Annotated in this window: 5 protein-coding genes; all 5 read right to left on the reverse strand. The window is 67.7% G+C overall.

Annotated elements, in window-relative coordinates; all coding sequences use genetic code 11:
* On the reverse strand, positions 1-615 hold a 615-nt coding region (locus H926_RS0105135; protein WP_022675359.1), incomplete at its 3' end, for a bifunctional hydroxymethylpyrimidine kinase/phosphomethylpyrimidine kinase.
* A 10-nt stretch (positions 616-625) separates the two neighbouring features.
* The gene (locus H926_RS0105140; RefSeq protein WP_022675360.1) at positions 626-1,894 is read right to left on the reverse strand and encodes an NRAMP family divalent metal transporter; all 1,269 of its coding nucleotides are present in this window, start codon (positions 1,892-1,894) and stop codon (positions 626-628) included.
* A gap of 12 nt (positions 1,895-1,906) precedes the next feature.
* On the reverse strand, positions 1,907-2,626 hold the full coding sequence (locus H926_RS0105145; RefSeq protein WP_022675361.1) for a 1-acyl-sn-glycerol-3-phosphate acyltransferase: 720 nt from the start codon (positions 2,624-2,626) through the stop codon (positions 1,907-1,909).
* Positions 2,620-3,171 (reverse strand): YdcF family protein, encoded by a 552-nt coding sequence (locus tag H926_RS0105150; protein ID WP_022675362.1) that lies wholly within the window; start codon positions 3,169-3,171, stop codon positions 2,620-2,622. Before H926_RS0105150 ends, H926_RS0105145 begins: the two co-directional genes overlap by 7 nt.
* 131 nt (positions 3,172-3,302) lie before the next feature.
* Positions 3,303-3,941: ABC transporter permease (locus H926_RS0105155; RefSeq protein ID WP_022675363.1), on the reverse strand; the 639-nt coding region annotated here is incomplete at its 5' end.

Raw genomic sequence — 3,941 nt, forward strand, 5'->3', positions numbered from 1 at the left:
CGCGCTCGACAGGGTGCAGCCCGTGCCGTGGCTGTGGCGCGTGGCAATGCGCGGCGCTTGCCACAGGCGCGGCGGCTGGCCGGGAATGACCAGGCGGTCTTCCACCACTGGCCCATCGGCATCGCCGCCCTTGGCCAGATAGGCAATGCCCCGCGCCGCCATGGCGGCGTCACCGCCCAGCGCGGCCAGTTCCGGCACATTGGGCGTGGTGAGCGTGGCGAGCGCCATCAGGCGTTCGAACGCGGCGATCGTGGCGGCATCGGCCAGCGCCGCGCCGCTGGTGGCGATCATCACCGGATCGAACACCACCGGCACGCCCAGCCCTTCCAGCCGATCGGCCACCACCGCCGCGATCTGTGGCGAGCCGAGCATGCCGATCTTGACCGCATCCACGCCGATATCGCTGACGCAGGCATCGATCTGCGCGGCGACCATCTCGGGCGTGGTGGCGGCCACGGCGCTGACGCCCAGTGTGTTCTGCGCGGTCAGCGCGCAGATCGCCGTCATGGTAAAGCCGCCCAGCATGGTGATCGTCTTGATATCGGCCTGAATTCCGGCGCCGCCGCCGGAATCCGAACCGGCGATGGACAGGATGCGCGGGGGCGGGCTGTTCATCGCAGGTCTTTCACGCAAACAGGAACAGGACGGCCACCACCGTCATCGCCACGGTGGCCAGCCAGCCCACGGCCGCCAGCCGGCGCGAGATGACCAGGTGACCCATGGCGCGCGGGTTGCGGGCGATCAGCATCGTTACCACCATCAGCGGCGGGGCGAGCAAGCCATTGATCACTGCCGTCCAATAGAGCGCCCGCATCGGGTTGATGCCCACCATGTTGATGCCAAGGCCGGCAAAGGTGGCAAGCGCAATCGCGACGTAAAAGGCCCGTGCTTCACGCGGGGCGCGGTCGAGCCCTTCGTTCCAGCGCAGGGCCTCGCTCAGCGCATAGGCGGCAGAGCCGGCCAGCACCGGCACCGCCAGCAGCCCGGTGCCGATGATGCCCAGCGCGAACAGCGCAAAGGCCAGATCGCCGGCGAATGGCCGCAGCGCCATGGCCGCCTGATCGGCCGAGGTGATGTCGGTAATGCCATGGGCGTGGAGCGTGGCGGCCGTTGCCACGATGATGGCCAGCGCGGTAACATTGGAAAAGCCCATGCCGAGCAGCGTATCGGCGCGGATGCGACGCAATTCCGGCGCGGCCCGGCGCGGGGCATCGTGCAGCGGCCGCGCCTGGCGGCGGCGCAGTTCTTCCACCTCTTGCCCAGCCTGCCAGAAAAACAGGTAGGGGCTGATCGTGGTGCCCAATAGCGCCACCAGGCCCGACAGGAACGCATGGTCAAGCTGCACCGTTGGCACGACCACGTGATAGAGCGCGTCACCCCAATCCATCGGGGTGACGATCAGCACCGCGATATAGGCAAACAGCGACAGCGTGGTCCATTTGAGCCAGCCGGCATAGCGGGCATAGGGCACGAACACTTCGGCCAGCACGCTGATCACGGCAAAGCCGAGGGTATAGAGCGGCAGCGGCCCCGGCAGCAGCAGGTGCAGCGCGGCGGCCATGGCGCCCAGGTCTGCCCCCAGGTTGATGACATTGGCCACTACCAGCAAGGCGATCACGCCCGGCAGCAGCCAGCGCGGATAGTGGCGCCGCACATTGTCGGCAATGCCGCGCCCGGTGGTGGCGCCGATCCGCGCGCAGATTTCCTGGATTGCGGCCATCAGCGGATAGCTGAACAGCATGGTCCAGGTCAGCGTGTGGCCAAACTGCGCGCCTACCTGGCTATAGGTGCCGATGCCGCTGGGATCGTCATCGGCCGCGCCGGTGATCAGGCCAGGGCCCAACGAGGCCATCAGCGACTTGGCCGGGGCATCCGGTTCTGGCGGCACGGTCATGCGTGGCGGCGTTCAGGCAGTGGGGGCGGTGATGGCGTCAAGCACACGGGCCTCGATCTCTTCACGCGGCAGGCCGGGGGGAATGGTTTCGCCAATGACATAGCGAATGGTGCCGCGTCGCTTCCACACGCGGTGATACAGGGCGCCGCTATGCACCGCCACCGGAACCACCGGTAGTGACAACAACTTGTATATCCCGGCAAAACCCGATTGCAGCGGATAGCGCTGCCCCACTGGCACGCGCGTGCCTTCGGGAAAGATCGCCAGGGGGCGCCCTTCGGCCAGGCGGGCGCGGGCATGGGTCAGCATGGCACGCAGCGTCTTGGCGCCGGCCTCGCGCTCCACCCCGATCAGGCCATAGGCCCAGCCGGCGCGGCCCCACACGGGAATGCGCATCAGCTCGATCTTGGCAAAGATGCAGGGGCGGTGCAGCACTTGCGGCAGGTCGATCGCCTCGAAAAAGCTTTCATGGCGCAGGGCATAGAACACGCCTTCCTGCGGCGGCGTGCCCACCACTTCCACGCGGATGCCCAGCACATGGCGCACCAGCGCGCGGTGCACGCCGGTCCACGCCTGCACCATGGCAAAGACGCCGCGCGGCGCCACGATCAGCACGATCGCCAACACCAGCAGCAGCAGCACGGTAAAGCCATAGAACGCGGCATAGAACACCAGGCTGCGCACGATTTCGGCAAGGGTAGGGGAACGGTCTTCCACGGCGCTTGTCACCATCCTGCCAGCCACGCCACCATGCGGGCCAGCAGCTTGTTGTATTCCAGGAACAGGATCTTGAGGCTGGGCCGCGAGGGCACGGCATCGCGCACGATGACCAGGCCCTTGGGCGCCACGACCCACAGATCGAACGTGGCGCGGCGCATGTGCCAGTCGGTGGTGACCAGGCGCACCGAATGGATCTTGTGCCGAGCGATCCACGCCGCCGCCTCGTGCGCGTTGGAGCGGGTATCGACCGAATCAAAGCCCAGCGTGATGCAGCAATCGAGCCGTGCGGGATCGACCTTGTATTCGGCGGCAAATTCGGCCGGCCGCACCTGGCGATCGACACCACTGACCAGCAGGGTCTGCGCCTTGCCGGCCTGGAGCATGGCCAAGGCACGCGGAATGCGGCCGCCGCCACCGGTCAGCACCACGATGCCATCGGTGCGCGTGCCATCGGGCGCCGGCTGCGGCAGGAACCAGGCAAACCACAGGAAACCCAGCACCCACAGCAGGATCAGCGCCGAACCCAGGCGGCGGAAAAGACCCGGCGGCTTTCTCATGCCCACGGCTTTCGCATGCCGCAGGGCTTTCTCACGATCGTGCGGCGCGTGCCGGCGTGCGGTGTGGTCATGGTTGGGGGCTGCTGCATGGCTTGGGCGTTATGGGGGGCAATATGGGGACGGTCACGCGATCATACCATGCGCCGCAGGGCGGCAAGAACAGTAAGTCGGGCTGTCAGCATCACCAGCAGCACGCCGGCGATGGGAATACCGGCAAGGGCGACCCAGTCGGTCCAGGCGAGCGAGCCTTGCGCGACCATGCCCGAACCCAGCGCGGCAAACTGGCGCGCCAGGCCCAGCACGGTAACGACGCCGGCAAGCAGGCCAACCAGGCCGCCCATCGCCGCGTCCGTCGCCATGGAGCGCTGGAACACCCGCGCGATCTGCACGTCGGTGGCGCCCAGCATATGGACGATCTCGATCGTTTCGCGATGGGTGCCCAGCGCATTGCGCGACGCCAGCAGCACGGCGGAAACCGTGGCAAAGGCGAACAGCGCGATCAGGCCGCCGGCCGCCCATTGCAAGGCACCAATGGCGCGGAACACCGGTGCCAGCCAGCTTGACTGCGCATCGATCCGCGCCGCCGGGGCCGTGGCGGCCAAGGCCTTGCGCAGCAGATCGAGCCGCGCCGGCGTGGCCATGCCGGCCAGGCGCACGTCGATCAGCGCGGGGATCGGCAGATCGTCCAGGTCGTCGCCCGCACGGGTGCCCAGCCAGGGTTCGACCAAGGCATCGAGCTGGTCCTGCGGCACGGCTGCAGCACTGATCAC

This window comes from Novosphingobium sp. B-7 (assembly GCF_000410615.1).
GTDB lineage: Bacteria > Pseudomonadota > Alphaproteobacteria > Sphingomonadales > Sphingomonadaceae > Novosphingobium > Novosphingobium capsulatum.

What these genes read in the sequence shown, in the direction of transcription:
- H926_RS0105150 (WP_022675362.1), bottom strand. Translation starts at nt 3,171, where the DNA reads ATGAGAAAGCCGCCGGGTCTTTTCCGCCGCCTGGGTTCGGCGCTGATC.
- H926_RS0105145 (WP_022675361.1), bottom strand. Translation starts at nt 2,626, where the DNA reads ATGGTGACAAGCGCCGTGGAAGACCGTTCCCCTACCCTTGCCGAAATC.
- H926_RS0105140 (WP_022675360.1), bottom strand. Translation starts at nt 1,894, where the DNA reads ATGACCGTGCCGCCAGAACCGGATGCCCCGGCCAAGTCGCTGATGGCC.